The organism is Tabrizicola sp. M-4 (assembly GCF_051132405.1).
Lineage (GTDB): Bacteria > Pseudomonadota > Alphaproteobacteria > Rhodobacterales > Rhodobacteraceae > Paragemmobacter.
Window position 1 is genome coordinate 1446464 of the sequence record NZ_CP128606.1, and the last position, 13907, is coordinate 1460370.

Annotated in this window: 15 protein-coding genes; 7 read left to right on the forward strand and 8 right to left on the reverse strand. The window is 67.2% G+C overall.

Features of this window, described 5'->3' with window-relative positions:
• The first annotated feature begins 108 nt into the window (after window positions 1–108).
• The 3 genes from purM (at window position 109) to rnd (ending at window position 3078) form a co-directional block, all read left to right on the forward strand.
• Window positions 109–1146 (forward strand): phosphoribosylformylglycinamidine cyclo-ligase, encoded by a 1038-nt coding sequence (gene purM, locus TabM4_RS06960; RefSeq protein WP_434620358.1) that lies wholly within the window; start codon window positions 109–111, stop codon window positions 1144–1146.
• Window positions 1143–1736 (forward strand): phosphoribosylglycinamide formyltransferase, encoded by a 594-nt coding sequence (purN, locus tag TabM4_RS06965; protein ID WP_434620361.1) that lies wholly within the window; start codon window positions 1143–1145, stop codon window positions 1734–1736. Before purM ends, purN begins: the two co-directional genes overlap by 4 nt.
• Window positions 1737–1920: 184 nt before the next feature.
• Entirely contained in the window at window positions 1921–3078 is a 1158-nt protein-coding gene (rnd, locus tag TabM4_RS06970; protein WP_434620364.1) for a ribonuclease D, read from the forward strand.
• A gap of 27 nt (window positions 3079–3105) precedes the next feature.
• Here the strand turns inward: rnd and TabM4_RS06975 are convergent, their stop codons facing one another.
• Both TabM4_RS06975 and TabM4_RS06980 read right to left on the reverse strand, forming a co-directional pair.
• Window positions 3106–3564 (reverse strand): hypothetical protein, encoded by a 459-nt coding sequence (locus TabM4_RS06975; RefSeq protein WP_434620367.1) that lies wholly within the window; start codon window positions 3562–3564, stop codon window positions 3106–3108.
• Window positions 3565–3647: 83 nt separating this feature from the next.
• The gene (locus tag TabM4_RS06980; RefSeq protein WP_434620370.1) at window positions 3648–4175 is read right to left on the reverse strand and encodes a TetR/AcrR family transcriptional regulator; all 528 of its coding nucleotides are present in this window, start codon (window positions 4173–4175) and stop codon (window positions 3648–3650) included.
• Window positions 4176–4263: 88 nt separating this feature from the next.
• On the opposite strand from TabM4_RS06980, the gene TabM4_RS06985 reads away from it, so the two are divergent.
• The gene (locus tag TabM4_RS06985) at window positions 4264–4656 is read left to right on the forward strand and encodes a hypothetical protein (protein WP_434620373.1); all 393 of its coding nucleotides are present in this window, start codon (window positions 4264–4266) and stop codon (window positions 4654–4656) included.
• A gap of 65 nt (window positions 4657–4721) precedes the next feature.
• Window positions 4722–5132, forward strand: a complete 411-nt coding sequence (locus tag TabM4_RS06990; protein WP_434620376.1) for a SufE family protein — start codon at window positions 4722–4724, stop codon at window positions 5130–5132.
• On the opposite strand, the gene TabM4_RS06995 is transcribed toward TabM4_RS06990, so the two are convergent.
• The 3 genes from TabM4_RS06995 to cobT all read right to left on the reverse strand — a co-directional run bounded on the left by TabM4_RS06995 (window position 5129) and on the right by cobT (window position 9338).
• A complete protein-coding gene (locus tag TabM4_RS06995; protein ID WP_434620379.1) occupies window positions 5129–5470 on the reverse strand; it encodes a DUF427 domain-containing protein in 342 nt (113 codons plus the stop codon). The two genes, TabM4_RS06990 and TabM4_RS06995, sit on opposite strands and share 4 nt — an antisense overlap.
• A gap of 128 nt (window positions 5471–5598) precedes the next feature.
• Window positions 5599–7395 carry an aminopeptidase P family protein gene (locus tag TabM4_RS07000; protein ID WP_434620382.1) on the reverse strand — a complete coding sequence of 599 codons (1797 nt, stop codon included), beginning with the start codon at window positions 7393–7395 and terminating at the stop codon, window positions 5599–5601.
• Window positions 7396–7469: 74 nt separating this feature from the next.
• Complete coding sequence (cobT, locus tag TabM4_RS07005) at window positions 7470–9338, reverse strand: cobaltochelatase subunit CobT (protein WP_434620385.1); 1869 nt, start codon at window positions 9336–9338, stop codon at window positions 7470–7472.
• A 234-nt stretch (window positions 9339–9572) separates the two neighbouring features.
• Between cobT and TabM4_RS07010 the strand changes: the two genes are divergently transcribed.
• Window positions 9573–10157, forward strand: coding sequence for an NADPH-dependent FMN reductase (locus tag TabM4_RS07010; protein ID WP_434620388.1), 585 nt, complete (start codon window positions 9573–9575; stop codon window positions 10155–10157).
• A gap of 61 nt (window positions 10158–10218) precedes the next feature.
• Here TabM4_RS07010 and TabM4_RS07015 read toward each other — a convergent pair whose 3' ends face one another.
• Genes TabM4_RS07015 through TabM4_RS07025 form a run of 3 tightly spaced genes read right to left on the reverse strand, consistent with a single transcriptional unit; the run spans window position 10219 to window position 11491 of the window.
• Window positions 10219–10668, reverse strand: a complete 450-nt coding sequence (locus TabM4_RS07015; RefSeq protein WP_434620391.1) for an SRPBCC domain-containing protein — start codon at window positions 10666–10668, stop codon at window positions 10219–10221.
• Window positions 10668–11153, reverse strand: coding sequence for an SRPBCC family protein (locus TabM4_RS07020; RefSeq protein ID WP_434620393.1), 486 nt, complete (start codon window positions 11151–11153; stop codon window positions 10668–10670). Before TabM4_RS07020 ends, TabM4_RS07015 begins: the two co-directional genes overlap by 1 nt.
• A complete protein-coding gene (locus TabM4_RS07025) occupies window positions 11150–11491 on the reverse strand; it encodes an ArsR/SmtB family transcription factor (RefSeq protein WP_434620396.1) in 342 nt (113 codons plus the stop codon). Before TabM4_RS07025 ends, TabM4_RS07020 begins: the two co-directional genes overlap by 4 nt.
• Before the next feature lie 192 nt (window positions 11492–11683).
• Between TabM4_RS07025 and TabM4_RS07030 the strand changes: the two genes are divergently transcribed.
• Window positions 11684–13834: a malate synthase G gene (locus TabM4_RS07030; protein ID WP_434620399.1), complete on the forward strand. Its 2151-nt coding sequence runs from the start codon at window positions 11684–11686 to the stop codon at window positions 13832–13834.
• Window positions 13835–13907: the final 73 nt, after the last annotated feature.

Below are 13907 nucleotides of genomic sequence, written 5' to 3' on the forward strand. Positions count from 1 at the left end.
CGGCGGTCGCGCCTTGATCCGCGTCAAGCGGGCGGCATCCGCCGTTGCGGCGCGGGCGGGGCTGGTATATGCCCCGCGCCATTGGCGGGACAGCGGCGGAGCGGTGCGATGACGAAGGGCCTTACCTATGCGCAGGCAGGGGTGGATATCGACGCGGGCAACGCTCTGGTCGAACGGATCAAACCCGCCGCGAAACGGACCAACCGGCCCGGCACCGTTTCCGGCCTTGGTGGGTTCGGCGCCTTGTTCGACCTGAAGGCGGCGGGCTACAGCGACCCCATCCTCGTGGCGGCGACCGACGGGGTGGGCACGAAACTGCGCATCGCCATCGATACCGGGAATGTCGACACGATCGGCATCGACCTCGTTGCCATGTGCGTGAACGACCTTGTCTGTCAGGGGGCGGAGCCGCTACTCTTCCTTGACTATTTTGCCACCGGCAAGCTGGAGGTGGATCAGGCCGCGCGCATTATCGAAGGCATCGCGGCCGGCTGCGAGGCGTCGGGCTGTGCCCTGATCGGGGGCGAGACGGCGGAAATGCCGGGGATGTATCACAAAGGCGATTTCGACCTTGCCGGTTTCGCCGTGGGTGCGATGGAGCGCGGGGCGGACCTTCCGGCGGGCGTGCAGGCGGGTGACGTCCTGCTGGGCTTGGCCTCGAACGGGGTGCATTCCAACGGCTACAGCTTCGTGCGCAAGGTGGTGGAACTGTCGGGCCTGACATGGGATGCGCCCTCGCCCTTCTCTGACGGCGATCTGGGCGCGGCGCTGCTTGCGCCTACCCGCCTTTACGTCAAGCAAGCGCTGGCCGCGATCCGGGCGGGGGGGGTGCATGGGCTGGCCCATATCACCGGCGGCGGGCTGACCGAGAACCCGCCGCGCGTCCTGCCCGAAGGGCTGGCCTGCGAGATCGACCTTGGCACATGGACGCTGCCGCCCGTGTTCCGCTGGCTGGCGACGACCGCCAACATGGCCGAGGCGGAACTTCTGAAGACCTTCAATTGCGGCATCGGGATGATGCTGGTGGTGGCCGAAGACCGCGCCGAGGCGCTGGCCGCGCTGCTGGCAGAGGCGGGCGAGACGGTCACCCGCATGGGCCGCGTGGTGGAAGGGCAGGGGGTCGTCTACAAGGGCCGCTTGCTGTGACGAAACGGGTCGCCATCCTGATTTCCGGTGGCGGCTCCAACATGCTGGCGCTTTTGCGCGACATGGCGGCGGGGGGGCATCCGGCGCAGCCCGTGCTGGTGGCGTCGAACGATCCGGCGGCGGCGGGCCTCGTCAAGGCCGCGGCGGCGGGCGTCACGGTGGCGGCGGTCGACCACCGCCCCTTCAAGGGCGACCGCGCCGCCTTCGAGGCGGCGCTGCTGGAGCCCATCCTTGCGGCGGAACCCGATATCCTCTGCCTTGCCGGTTTCATGCGCGTCCTCACGCCTGCCTTCGTCGGGCGCTTCGCGGGGCGGATGCTGAACATCCACCCGTCGCTCCTGCCGCTCTATCCCGGCCTGCACACCCATCAACGCGCGCTGGATGCGGGTGATGCCGAGGCGGGCTGCACCGTGCATGAGGTGACGCCGGTGCTGGATGACGGGCCGATCCTTGGTCAGGCCCGGGTGCCTATCCTGCCCGGCGACACCGCCGAAACCCTTGCCGCGCGGGTGCTTGTGCAGGAGCACAGGCTTTACCCCGCCGTGTTGCGCCGCTTTGCCGGTGGGGACAGGAGCCCGCTCTACCTTTGATGCCGCGGACGAAGAATTTTCGTACGAAAATTCTTCGCCTCCGAAAAATCTTCGTACGAAGATTTTTCGCCCCCCGCGCCGGACGGCGCGCGGGGCGGCGGTCCGCTCTTCCAATTTGCGCCCCGGATGCCTATAGGGGCAGGGCGGGATGACCCCGTGCCCCCTTTTGGCAGGACGGAAGCCGATGCGAACGATTACGACGACAGACGACCTCGCCGCCTTCTGCGAAGCCGCCAAAGCCCAACCTTATGTCACCATCGACACGGAATTCCTGCGTGAGCGGACCTACTGGTCGAAGCTCTGCCTGATCCAGATGGCGCTGCCGGGAAAGGCCGGGGATGCCGTCCTCGTCGACCCGATCGAGGGCGAGGAGATGAGCCTCGAGCCGCTTTATGACCTCTTCCGCCACAAGGCGACGGTCAAGGTCTTCCATGCCGCGCGGCAGGATCTGGAAATCTTTTTCGTCGAGGGCAAGGTCTTTCCCGATCCGCTGTTCGACACGCAGATCGCCGCCATGGTCTGCGGCTTTGGCGAACAGGTGGGCTACGAGACTCTGGTAAAGAAGATCGCCAAGGAAAACCTCGACAAGACCTCGCGCTTCACCGATTGGTCGCGCCGTCCGCTTTCCGCCGCTCAGCAGGAATATGCGCTGGCTGATGTCACCCATCTGCGTGTGATCTATGAATGGCTGGCCGCCCAGCTTGCCAAGAACGGCCGCACGAAATGGGTGGAGGAGGAATTGGCCATCCTCACCGATCCGGCCACCTATACCGTCCTGCCCGACGAGGCCTGGCTGCGCGTGAAGACGCGCACCACCTCGGGGCGGTTCCTTGCCATCGTCAAGGAACTGGCGCGGTTCCGCGAGGATTACGCACAGCGGCAGAACGTGCCGCGTTCGCGCGTGATGAAGGATGACGCGCTGCTGGAACTGGCCTCCACCCGCCCCGCCACGATGGAGGAGTTGGGCCGCTCGCGACTGCTGCTGCGCGAGGGGCGCAAGCCCGAAATCGCCGAGGGCATCCTTGCCGCCGTGAAGGCCGGGATGGAGATGCGGTCCGAGGACATGCCCAAACCCGATTTCAGCCGCGATCAGTTGCAGGTCAATCCCGCGCTGGCCGATCTGCTGCGGGTTCTGCTGAAGGCCAAGGCGGAACAGCTTGGCGTGGCCCCGCGCCTGATCGCCTCGGCTGCCGATCTGGATGCCATCGCGGCGGGCGAACGGGAGGTCGAGGCGCTCCGCGGCTGGCGGTTCGAAGCCTTCGGCGAAGATGCGCTGCGCCTGTGCAAGGGAGAGATCGCGCTGTCGGCCAAGGGGAGCGAGGTGCGGGTGGTGCGTCTCTGACGCCGCCCACCCGCCTTGCAGGGCGCCTCAGCGCCGCGAGGAGAGCGCGTTGGTCGCGCCCTGCACGACGATCTCGGTCACCGGATCGAGCGCCACCGTGGACAGTGAGGCCGCAACCGTGATTTCGCGCGACCGGGGGGTGCCTGCCGGCGTTTCGATCAGCGGCGGGAAGACGCGGAAGTCATAGACCAGCACGCCATTTTCGTCGATCGGGCGGGGCACGAGTTCCGCTTCCCACCAGCCCTGGCTGGGCGGGATGCCCTTGGCGCGGACGATGGCGCCGGTGCTGTAGGGATCGACCGACAGGCTGACCACCTCGGCCACCAGAAGGCGCGGGTCCTGCGGAGCCTCGGGCGCGGCGGGGACGGCCTCGCGGCGGCGGGCGCGTCCGAACCAGTTGAACGGATTGAGCCGCGACTCGCGGATGCGGCCACAGCTTGCCACCACCATCACTGCACCCAGTCCCAGCAAAACCCTGCGTTGCATCCCAGTCCCCCGTTGTCTTGATCCTTGGGTAGCCCATGCCGCGCGGTTTGAAAAGCACCCGCTGCAGGGCAGGGAGGGCGGGCCTATCTGGGCAAGGCGGCGACGACCCGGTCCACCATCCCGGATGCCCCGGCCGCGTCGATGACCAGCAACCCCTCGATCAGGGCAAGCGTCCGCTCGGATCCGGCCAAGCCGTCCGGGTGGCGCCGGGTGATCCAGTCTCGGAAGATGTCAAAGATGGCAAGGCCAACCCCGTCGGGTATCCCCCCGGCGTGGCGCGACATGGACAGGATGTCGAACCACAGCCCCATGAAGGGGCGCACCTCCGGCGCGCGCATCAGCGCGATGACGGCGGCGATGAGGTCCGCCTCGCATGGCAGGACCTGCGCCGGAAGCGCCGCGTCCAGACCGGTCGCCATGCGCCGCGCCAGCCGTTCGAGGATGGCCGCGATCAGCGCGTCCTTGCTGCCGAAATGGTAGATCAGCATCCGGTCCGACGTGCCGACCGAGGCGGCAAGCGGCCTGAGGCTCGCCGCGGCCAGCCCATGTGCCAGCACATGGTCGGCAAGCCCCTCCAGCAGCGCATCCCGGTCCGGCTTTGGCCGTGGCATCCCCGATTTCCATGTTGTGAAGCGACTGCCACATGAATAATGTAGCAGTCGCTACGTTATTGCGACCTCTTCCCTACGGAGTATATCCATGTTGCAGATCCTGCCACCCCTCGCCTATCTCGCGGCTGCGGGTTTCATCCTGTGGGTCGCCGTCTCTCGCGGTCCGGCCCGCGCCCGGTGGCATGTCGGGGCGCTGGTGGCCCTTGGTCTTGGCTTTGCCGCCTTCTCCGCCCTGACCCTCTGGCGCGACGGGGTGATGACCTTCTGGACCAATCACAGCACCAACCTTGCGGGCAATCAGGTCTGGTTCGATCTTCTCATCGCCGTCGCGGTGGCCTTCGCGCTCATCGCCCCGCGGGCGCGCGCCGTGGGGATGCCACTTCTGCCTTGGGGGCTCGCGGTGATGACCACGGCCAGCATCGCGCTTCTGCCCATGCTGGCGCGCCTGCTCTGGCTGGAACGGAACGGACCGCGCAGGTGATGCGGCGGAGGGTGGACCTTTCGTCGCGAAGGCCCTAGGTCAGGGTCAGCGCAACGGAGGACCCGATGGCCACCCCCGCCTTTGAAGAGCTTGCCGAAACCTTCGACTTCCTCGACGACTGGGAAGATCGCTATCGCCATGTGATCGAACTGGGCAAGGCCTTTCCCCCGATGGACGAGGCCTTCAAGGTGCCCGCCACAAAGGTGCAAGGCTGCGCCAGTCAGGTTTGGCTTCAGCCTGTCATAAGCGAGGGCCGGTTCGACTTTCAGGGCGACAGCGACGCGATGATCGTGAAGGGGCTGATCGCGGTGCTGCACGCGCTTTATGCGGGTCTGCCCGTGGCGGAAGTCGCGAAGGTGGACGCCCCCGCCGAACTGGGCCGGTTGGGGCTGAACGAACATCTTTCCTCGCAGCGGTCGAACGGTCTGCGTGCCATGGTGGAACGCATCCGCAAGGTGGCCGCCGAAGCGGCCTAGCGCGGCTCCACCCGAACCTTCTCGGGATAGAAGGCCAGATGCCCCGCGATGGCCTCCGCCCCCGCGATGGGCAGCTCATAGGACCAGACGGCATCCTCCAGCCGCGCCTCGGGCGTGACGATGGTGAAATAGCGCGCCTCGCCCTTGAAGGGGCAGGTGGAATGGCGTTCCGACGGATCCAGCAGCGCCATGGCCACATCCTCGCGCGGGACATAGATCACCGGGGCCCGCGCCCCCTCCACCAGTTCCACCGCGCGCTCCGTCTCGCCGATGATGGCCCCGCTGGCCCGCACGATATAGCGGCCCGGAACGGGCCTGATTTCCAGTGTCACGCTCATCCTGTTCTCCCTTGCCGATCCGGCGAGGCTGAGCTTCGCACGGCCCTGCGGCAAGCGCCTCGTCCGAAGTCGGCGCCCTGCCGCCCGAAGCCGCCACGGATTTGGGCAGGTCTCCGCCCGCCCGCCCCTCAGACCGGGGCGCAGGCGGTCGTCAGCCAGTCCCGCGCCGGGGCGGAAAGGCGCGGCGAAAGCTTGGCAAGTACCTCGGCGTGATAGGCGTTCAGCCAGTCACGCTCATCCGGGCCAAGGCGGCCCGTCAGAATCAGGCGGCGGTCGAAGGGGGCAAAGGTCAGCGTTTCGAAGGAAAGCTGGTCGCGCATGTCGCCCATCTTCTCTGCCTCCCGCACCACGATCAGGTTTTCCAGCCGGATGCCGAAGGCGCCTTCGCGGTAATACCCCGGTTCATTCGACAGGATCATGCCGGGTTCCAGCGGCACCTCCGACACGCGGCTGATGCGCTGCGGCCCCTCATGCACCGACAGGAATGCCCCCACGCCATGCCCCGTGCCGTGGTCGAAATCCTGCCCCGCCACCCAAAGGTGAAAACGCGCCAGCGCGTCCAGATCGCGCCCCGCGATGCCGCGCGGCCAGCGCGCGCGGGAGATGGCGATGAGGCCCTGCAACACGCGGGTATAGCAGTCCCGCGCCTCTGCCCCCGGATCGCCCACGGCGACGGTACGGGTGATGTCGGTCGTCCCGTCCGCATATTGCGCGCCGGAATCCACCAGCAGCAATTCGTCCATCCGCACGGGACGGTTCGTCTCGCGCGTGACGCGGTAATGCATGATGGCCCCGTTCGGCCCCGCCCCGCAGATCGTGTCGAAGCTGATGTCATGCAGCACATTGGTCGCGCGGCGATAGCCCTCCAGCGCGGTGACCACGTCGATCTCGGTCAACCCGCCCTTGGGCGCCGCCCCGTCGAGCCAGCAGAGGAACTCCACCACCGCTGCCCCGTCGCGCAGATGCGCCTCGCGCATCCCTGCCACTTCGGCGGCGTTCTTTGCGGCCTTGGGCAGGCGGCAGGGATCGTCGCCCCATGCGACCGTCGCGCCACCCTCCTCGATGATCCGCGATACGGCCAGCGGCGCTGTCCCCCGATCCACGCGCACCACGCCCGCCAGCCCGCGCAACCCGGCCTCGAACCCCTCCACCGGATGCAGCCTGACGCCCGCATCCAGTGCCGCCCGCGCCGCCGCGCCCAGTTTCGCCGGATCGACAAAGACATCGACCGTCCCGTCATCGCGGAGGATGGCAAAGCCATGCAGGATGGGGTTTCTGGGAACATCAGCCCCGCGCAGGTTCAACAGCCAGCAGAGCGAATCCGGCAGGGTGATGACGGCGGCCGTCTGGCCTGCCTTGCGCAGCCCCTCCGCCAGCCTTGCGCGCCTGGACTCTGAACTCTCTCCCGCCAGCGTCACCGGATGGGGAAAAGCCGCGCCGAGCGGGGCAGGGGGCTGGTCCGGCCAGATGGCATCGACCGCATTCTCCACCGGCCGTAGCGTGACGCGCGAGCCCTTCAGCGCCTCTTCCAGCCGCGCCACCTCATCCGCCGTGTGCAGCCACGGATCGAAGCCCACGACGCCCTCCGCCAGATGTTCAACGATCCACGGTCCCGGCTTCACCTCCGGCCATGGCACCGGGGTGAAGGCGGCCAGATCGACCTGACCCTTCACCTGCACCCGGTAGCGCCCGTCGATGAAGACCCCCGCCACATCGGGCAGCACGATGGCGAAACCCGCCGATCCGGTGAACCCCGTCAGCCATTGCAGCCGCTCGTCCCGCGCGGCGACATATTCCCCCTGATGCGCATCGGCGCGCGGCACGAGGAAACCGGCCAAGCCTTCGCCCCGCAGATGATCGCGCAGCCGCGCCAGACGCCCCGGTCCTGCGCTGGGATCGGAGGTCGTCTCAAAGCTCTGGAACATGGCCTTCATCCGTTCTTCAAATATCCTCGGGGGGTGAGCCGCCGCAGGCGGCGAGGGGGGCAGACAGCCCCCCTTTACCCGGCCCGCCGCAGGCCCGCCTTCGCCCGTTTCTTCGGGTCGACCTCGAACAGCCCCGCAAGCTGTTCCGTCATCGCGCCCGCCAACTGCTCCACATCCGTGATCGTCACGGCACGCTGGTAATAGCGCGTCACGTCATGGCCGATGCCGATGGCGATAAGTTCCACGTGCCGCCGCCGCTCCACCATCGCGATCACGTCGCGCAGGTGCTTTTCAAGGAAATTCGCGGGGTTCACCGACAGGGTGGAGTCATCCACCGGCGCGCCGTCCGAAATCACCATCAGGATCTTGCGCGCCTCGGGCCGCGCCAGCATCCGGCGGTGCGCCCATTCCAGCGCCTCGCCGTCGATGTTCTCTTTCAACAAACCTTCCTTCATCATCAGCCCAAGGTTCGGCCGCGCCCGCCGCCATGGCGCATCCGCCCCCTTGTAGATGATGTGCCGCAGATCGTTCAGACGTCCGGGTCCCTGCGGCCGCCCCTGCGCCAGCCACCGCTCGCGGCTTTGCCCGCCCTTCCACGCCCGCGTGGTGAAGCCGAGGATTTCGACCTTCACCGAACAGCGCTCCAGCGTCCGCGCCAGCACATCCGCACAGATGGCGGCAATCGAAATCGGACGTCCCCGCATCGACCCCGAATTGTCCAGAAGCAGCGTCACGCAGGTATCGCGGAATTCGGTGTCCTTCTCCTGCTTGAAGGACAAAGGCGTCGTCGGGTTCGCCACGACCCGCGCCAGACGGCCCGCATCCAGCGTCCCCTCTTCGAGGTCGAACAGCCAAGACCTGTTCTGCTGCGCCTGCAAGCGGCGCTGCAATTTGTTCGCCAGCCGCGACACGGCCCCCTTCAGCGGTTCCAACTGCTGGTCCAGATAGGCGCGCAGCCGCTCCAGCTCGGCCGCCTCGGCCAGTTCCTCGGCACGGATTTCCTCATCGAAATCCTGCGTGTAGACGGTGTAGTTCGGGTCGGCGTCGGAATAGGGGGCAGGGGGCGGCGGCTCCAAGGGGGCCTCGCCTTCCGGCAATTCCGCCTCGTCGCCCTGTTCCATGTCGGCGCTGTCCTCCATCGTGACCTGCGCCTGCGACTGGTCCTGCTGTTCCTCCTGGCTGCGCTCGGGGGAGGCTTCGGATTCGTCGCTCTCCTGCTCCTCCTCGCCCGCCGATTCCGGCGAGTCCTGATCCTCCTCGGCCTCGCCCTCCTGATCGTCGGGGTCGTCCTGATCGGGGTCGTCGCCCAGTTGATCGCCATAGCCGAGGTCCGAGATCACCTTTCGCGCCAGCCGCGCGAAGGCCGCCTGATCCTCCAGCACGTGGTCGATATTCTCCAGCGTGCCGCCCGCCTGCTCCTCGATGAAGCCGCGCCACAGGTCCATGACGTTCCCGGCACCCTTGGGCATGTCGCGCCCCGTCGCCAGATGGCGCACCAGATATCCCGCCGCCACCGACAAGGGCGCGTCCTGCATGGAGGTGATCTGAGAATATCCCTTCCGCTCCGCCTCATGCGCGATCTTGGCGTCGATGTTCACCGCCGTGCCGGGCATGGCGCGGGCGCCCACCGCCTCGCAGCGGGCGGTTTCCATCGCCTCGTAAATCTCGCGCGCCAGATTGCCCTGCGGCGCATAGCGCGCGGCGACGCCGTCGTCATGGAACTTGCGGCGCAGCGCGAAGGCATCCGCTGTGCCGCGCGCCAGCATCACCTCGTCCCGCGTCATGCGGCGGCTGACCTGCGGCAGGCGCACGCCCTCGCGGTTCATGCCCGGCGGGTCCACCGAATATTGCACGGTCATGTCCGGGTCGTCGGCCATGGTGCGCGTGGCCTCGGCCAGCGCCTTCTTGAAGGGATCGGCGGGGTTGTCTGTGGGCTTGTTCATCAGGTCACGCAAAGGGGGGCGCGCGGAAGGCAGCACCCGTCAGGGGCAGATTGGCACTTGGGGCGGGCAGGGGCAAGGGCGGGAACGCGCCCCGCAGGGCCAAATGCGCAAGAGGCCGCTTCGGTGCATGGGCGCACAGACCGCTTGCGCCGCCTGCGAATTGAACGCGGCCCGGCAACTGGCATCTATGGCGCACAGAATTCGCAACCCTCCTCAATGGAAACGGACACCGCCATGAGCAACCCGAAGATCGCCCTCATCATCGGCTCCACCCGCGCCACGCGCTTTGCCGACATCCCGGCCCAGTGGATGCTGGCACAGGCCAAAGCCCGCACCGACATGGACGTCGAACTGGTGGACCTGCGCGACTATGACCTGCCGCTCTTCAACGAAGTGGCGTCGAACGCATGGGCACCCTCGCAATCGGAAGCGGCGGTGAAATGGCAGAAGAAGATGGCCGAATTCGACGGCTACATCTTCGTCGTCGCCGAATACAACCGCTCCATCACCGGCGCGCTGAAGAACGCGCTGGATCAGGCCTATGTGGAATGGGCGCGCAAGCCGATGACCGCCATTGCCTATGGTTCGGTCGGCGGCACCCGCGCGCTGGAGCATCTGCGCAACATCGCGGTGGAGTTGCAGATGGTCCCCACCCGCAACGCCGTGCATCTGGGCATGGGCGATTTCTTCAAGGTCCATCCCGGCCTTGGCGGTTCGGGCAACATCGCGGATGTCGAGGCGAACCTGCTGCCCGCGGCGCAGGCCTCGCTGGACGATCTGGTTTGGTGGGCCAAGGCGACCAAGGCCGCCCGCGCCTGAACGATCCGGCATCTCCCTGTCGGGGAAGGGGTGGCCTTGCGCCACCCCTTTTCGTTTGCGGTCACGACGCCCCGATCCGCGCCGCCAGCTTGCCCAAGGTCTGCAGTCCCAGTTCCTCGGCGCCAAAGCCCTTGGCCTGCGCCCATTCCTCGGCGCTGTTGAACACCATCGTCAACGTGATCCGCGTGCCCTCCGGCACCTCCTCGAACAGGGCGGTGGCATCGGCATGTTTCGGCCCGTCCTCCCCCGCATGCAGCGCGTAATCGATCCGCGCCCCGGGGGTCACGCGCCCATAACGGTGATGGTTCGGCCAGACCGCGCCATCCGGCCCGATCATGTCGAACAGCCATTCACCCCCTTCACGCAGGTCGATCCGGGCGGTGCGGCAGGAAAAGCCCTCCGGCCCCCACCACTGCGGCAGGGAATCGGCGTTCCACCACGCCCCCCAGACCAACGCCACGGGCGCCGCGATCACGCGGGTGATGGTCATCGTGCGGTCGGACAGGTCCATCACTTCAACCCCTGCGCATAGGCCTCAAGCTGGCTTGCCACCGTGCCCCAGCCATCATGGAAGCCCATCTCGGCATGCTGCCGCGCCGTCTCGGCATTGCGGTGGCGCGCGATGGCCGTGTAGCGCGTCCTTCCCCCGCCGATATCCTCGAAGGTCAGGATCGCGGTCATGAAGGGCTCGGCGGCCGGTTTCCAGCCTTCGTAATAGGCATCGGTGAAGACCAGCCGCTCATTCGGCACCACTTCCAGATAGACGCCCTTGTTCTCCATGATATTGCCGTCGACGTCGAAGGTCGTGTTGCAGGCCCCGCCCACCCGCACATCCAGATGACAGGCGGTCACCCGATGCGGCTTTGGCACGAACCAGTGGATCAGATGTTCCGGCGTGGTCCAGCATTGGTAGATCACATCGCGCGGCGCGGCGAGATCGCGCTGCAGCACGAGGTCCAGCGCCGGGTCGAAATCGGGCAGGGTTTCGGGGGTCATCTCTCGCGCTCCTTCATCAGCCGCGTCACGTAATCATCCAGCCGGTCCAGCCGCGCCTCCCACAGCGCGCGCTGGGCACCCAGCCAATCCTGCATCGGCGCCAGCGCCTGCGGGACCATGGCGCAAGACCGCACCCGCCCATCCTTGGCCGTGGTGATCAGGCCCGCCTCCTCCAGCACTGCCAGATGGCGCATCACCGTGGGCAGCCGCAAACCCGTTGGCCCCGCAAGCTCCGACACCGGGGCAGGGCCCCGCGCCAGCCGTTCCAGCATCGCCCGCCGCGTCGGATCGGACAGCGCGTGGAACAGAAGCGAGAGGTCGATGTCATGCTTAGCCATATCGCTAACTATCACGCCGGACCCGAGTCGTGGAAGGAGAAACTTAGCCAAATGACGAATTGTTCTCATTTCCCGCCAAATCCGAAAGCTGATGTTCGGATTTCCACGCAAATCCGCGCCGCCCGCAGGTTGCGGCGGGCAGGGCGGTTTCGCTATGGTGTGCCATCGCATACCGAACGGCAGGAGCAGCGGATGGAACGGCAGGATCGCCATGGTTTGCAGGTGGATGCCCGCATGGTCGCCTTCATCGAGGGGCGGGCGCTGCCGGGCACGGGCATCGCGGCAGACAGCTTCTGGCAGGGCCTTGCCGATGCAGTGATGACGCTTGGCCCGGTGAACCGGACCTTGCTGGAAACCCGCGACCGGATGCAGGCGCAGATCGACGAATGGCACCGCGCCCGCAAGGGCCAACCGCATGACGCGGCGGCCTATACCGCCTTCCTGCGCGAGATCGGCTATCTGCTGCCCGAAGGCCCCGATTTCACCATCCGCACCACCGGGACCGATCCCGAGATCGCCTCCGTCCCCGGCCCGCAACTGGTGGTGCCGGTGATGAACGCACGCTATGCGCTCAACGCCGCCAATGCGCGCTGGGGCTCGCTCTACGATGCGCTCTACGGCACCGATGCGCTGGGCGATGCGCCGCAGGGCAAGGCCTATGATCCCGCCCGCGGGGCCCGCGTCATCGCCTGGGCCAAGGCCTTCCTCGACGACGTGGCCCCGCTTGCCAAGGGCAGCCATGCCGCCGTCACTCGCTATGCGGTGAAGGACGGCCAGCTTTCCCCCGCGCTGAAGACCCCCGCCCAATTCGCAGGCTACCGGGGCGAGGCCGCCAATCCCTCTGCCATCCTGCTGCGCAACAACGGCCTTCACCTTGTCCTGCGCATCGACCCCGGCCACCGCATCGGTGCCGACGATCCGGCGGGGCTTGCCGATATCCGCATGGAATCCGCCCTTTCCGCCATCATGGATTGCGAGGACAGCGTCGCGGCGGTGGATGCCGAGGACAAGGTTCTCGCCTATGGCAACTGGCTGGGCCTGATGAAGGGCGATCTTGTGGAGATGGTGCGGAAGGGCGACCAGACCATCGAACGCCGCCTGCGCGACGACTATGCCTTCATCGCCCCGGACGGCACGCCCCTCTCGCTCAAGGGCCGCGCGCTCATGCTGGTGCGCAATGTGGGGCATCTGATGACCAACCCCGCCATCCTCGACCCGCAGGGTCGCGAGGTGGGGGAAGGCATCATGGATGCCTTCGTCACCACGCTCTGCGCGCTGCACGACCTGCAAAAGACCCAAGGCCCGCGCAACTCGCTCCACGGCTCGGTCTATGTGGTGAAGCCCAAGATGCACGGGCCGGAAGAGGTGGCCTTCGCCTGTACGATCTTCGACCGGGTGGAGGAGACGCTGGGCCTGCCCCGCCATACCGTGAAACTCGGCATCATGGATGAGGAACGCCGCACCAGCGCCAACCTCAAGGAATGCATCCGCGCCGCGGCCGACCGCGTGGCCTTCATCAACACGGGCTTCCTCGACCGCACGGGGGACGAGATCCACACCTCGATGGAAGCAGGCCCGATGATCCGCAAGGGCGACATGAAGGGGGCGGCCTGGATCAAGAGCTATGAGGACCGCAATGTCGATATCGGCCTTGCCTGCGGCCTGAAGGGCCGCGCCCAGATCGGCAAGGGGATGTGGGCGATGCCCGATCTGATGGCCGCGATGCTGGAGGCCAAGATCGCCCATCCGAAGGCGGGCGCCACCTGCGCCTGGGTCCCGTCACCGACGGCGGCCACGCTGCATGCCACGCATTACCACCGCGTCGATGTCATGGCCGTGCAGGATGCCATCGCCAAGGGCGGCCCGCGCGGGCGGCTGGAGGATCTGCTGACCCTCCCCCTCGCCACAGGGCAGAACTGGTCCGATGCCGAAATCCGCGCCGAGGTGGAGAACAACGCGCAGGGCATCCTCGGCTATGTCGTGCGCTGGGTCGATCAGGGCGTCGGCTGCTCCAAGGTTCCCGACATCCATGACGTGGGCCTGATGGAGGATCGCGCCACCTGCCGCATCTCGGCGCAGGCGCTTGCCAACTGGCTGCATCACGGCGTGGTGACGGAGGCGCAGGTCATGGCCGCCTTCCGCAAGATGGCCGTCGTGGTGGACCGCCAGAACGCGGGCGATCCCGCCTACCGCCCGATGGCCCCCGGTTTCGACGGCATCGCCTTCAAGGCCGCCTGCGATCTGGTCTTCGACGGGCGCGCGCAGCCTTCGGGCTATACCGAACCCGTGCTGCACCGCCGGCGGCTGGAACTCAAGGCCCGCGCCCGCCTGCGCAGCATCTGACGGGTTCCAAGCGGAGCGCGCCTTCGCGCGCATTCCCTTTGCCTCGCCTGCGCGCTTGCGCGCTCCGGCTCGA

Excerpts from the sequence above, each read along its gene's own strand:
- TabM4_RS07000 (WP_434620382.1), bottom strand. The coding sequence starts at position 7,395 with ATGTTCCAGAGCTTTGAGACGACCTCCGATCCCAGCGCAGGACCGGGG.
- TabM4_RS07020 (WP_434620393.1), bottom strand. The coding sequence starts at position 11,153 with ATGACCCCCGAAACCCTGCCCGATTTCGACCCGGCGCTGGACCTCGTG.
- purM (WP_434620358.1), top strand. The coding sequence starts at position 109 with ATGACGAAGGGCCTTACCTATGCGCAGGCAGGGGTGGATATCGACGCG.
- TabM4_RS06990 (WP_434620376.1), top strand. The coding sequence starts at position 4,722 with ATGGCCACCCCCGCCTTTGAAGAGCTTGCCGAAACCTTCGACTTCCTC.
- TabM4_RS07025 (WP_434620396.1), bottom strand. The coding sequence starts at position 11,491 with ATGGCTAAGCATGACATCGACCTCTCGCTTCTGTTCCACGCGCTGTCC.
- cobT (WP_434620385.1), bottom strand. The coding sequence starts at position 9,338 with ATGAACAAGCCCACAGACAACCCCGCCGATCCCTTCAAGAAGGCGCTG.
- TabM4_RS07010 (WP_434620388.1), top strand. The coding sequence starts at position 9,573 with ATGAGCAACCCGAAGATCGCCCTCATCATCGGCTCCACCCGCGCCACG.
- TabM4_RS06985 (WP_434620373.1), top strand. The coding sequence starts at position 4,264 with ATGTTGCAGATCCTGCCACCCCTCGCCTATCTCGCGGCTGCGGGTTTC.
- TabM4_RS06980 (WP_434620370.1), bottom strand. The coding sequence starts at position 4,175 with ATGCCACGGCCAAAGCCGGACCGGGATGCGCTGCTGGAGGGGCTTGCC.
- TabM4_RS07030 (WP_434620399.1), top strand. The coding sequence starts at position 11,684 with ATGGAACGGCAGGATCGCCATGGTTTGCAGGTGGATGCCCGCATGGTC.
- TabM4_RS06995 (WP_434620379.1), bottom strand. The coding sequence starts at position 5,470 with ATGAGCGTGACACTGGAAATCAGGCCCGTTCCGGGCCGCTATATCGTG.
- rnd (WP_434620364.1), top strand. The coding sequence starts at position 1,921 with ATGCGAACGATTACGACGACAGACGACCTCGCCGCCTTCTGCGAAGCC.
- TabM4_RS06975 (WP_434620367.1), bottom strand. The coding sequence starts at position 3,564 with ATGCAACGCAGGGTTTTGCTGGGACTGGGTGCAGTGATGGTGGTGGCA.
- TabM4_RS07015 (WP_434620391.1), bottom strand. The coding sequence starts at position 10,668 with ATGGACCTGTCCGACCGCACGATGACCATCACCCGCGTGATCGCGGCG.